The sequence below is a fragment of the Dietzia massiliensis genome (assembly GCF_018390595.1).
Lineage (GTDB): Bacteria > Actinomycetota > Actinomycetes > Mycobacteriales > Mycobacteriaceae > Dietzia > Dietzia massiliensis.
The window spans coordinates 1-345 of the sequence record NZ_JAHBAV010000332.1 but is presented as its reverse complement, the minus strand read 5'-3'; the positions used below and the strand labels follow the sequence as shown (position 1 = coordinate 345).

The window sequence follows — 345 nt, the reverse complement described above, 5'->3', positions numbered from 1 at the left end:
GCGTCGGTCTCGAGCACCTCGCGCACCAACTCCGAACGCGGGTCATGCCCGATCGCCACGAACACCCCGCTCACGGCCAACGTCGAGGACGCACCGCTCACCGTGTCACGCAACCGCAACCCCGTCACCGTCTGGGCACCCTCGACCGCCTCAACCGCCTTATTCGTCACAAACGTGATCTTGTCGTTGGCCTTCGCCCGCTCCAACATGATCCGCGAGGCCCGGAACTCCTCACGGCGATGCACCAAGGTCACACTGCGGGCAAACCGGGTCAAAAACGTGGCCTCCTCCATCGCCGAATCCCCACCACCGATCACCGCGATGTCTTGATCCTTAAAAAAGAAC

1 protein-coding gene is annotated in these 345 nt (G+C 62.6%); it reads right to left on the bottom strand.

Annotation, left to right across the window (positions count from 1 at the left end; all coding sequences use genetic code 11):
- The coding region (locus KHA85_RS17445) for an NAD(P)/FAD-dependent oxidoreductase (protein WP_213186747.1) at nucleotides 1–345 on the bottom strand (345 nt) is incomplete at both ends.